This window comes from Corallococcus sp. AB049A, assembly GCF_003668885.1.
Classification (GTDB): Bacteria; Myxococcota; Myxococcia; order Myxococcales; family Myxococcaceae; genus Corallococcus; species Corallococcus interemptor.
Map to the genome: position 1 here is coordinate 1 of NZ_RAWL01001144.1, position 440 is coordinate 440.

1 pseudogene is annotated in these 440 nt (G+C 55.0%); it reads left to right on the forward strand.

Annotated elements, in window-relative coordinates:
- Window positions 1-440, forward strand: a pseudogene (locus D7X55_RS41215) (protein kinase family protein); the annotation flags it as partial.

Consider the following 440-nt stretch of genomic DNA (forward strand, 5'->3'; position numbering starts at 1 on the left):
GGTCTGCCCTTGGCGCTGTGCGGCGGGTTCGCGCTGACGTACGAGGTGACGGTAGGCTCCAAAAAATATGCTTTGCGTTGTTTCCACAAAGAATCTCGTGAGCTGGAGCATCGCTATCAGGCGATCTCGTCAAGACTGAAGCAGCTTAATAGTCCGTACTTCCTAAATTTTGAGTTCAATCCTGCGGGCATCCGGATTCAGGGGGGCACCTACCCTACCGTCAAGATGGCGTGGGCCAGCGGGAGCACGTTGGCTGAGTTTCTTGAGGCGAAGCACGCTGACAAGGCGGCGCTGACTAGGCTGCGGGCTGCTTTGATGTCATTGGCTGCTTACCTAGAGCAGAATAATGTTGCTCATGGAGACATCCAGCCAGAGAACCTGATGGTCAGTGCTGATGGCGGCACTGTTCAGCTGATTGACTACGACGGCCTGTATGTGGA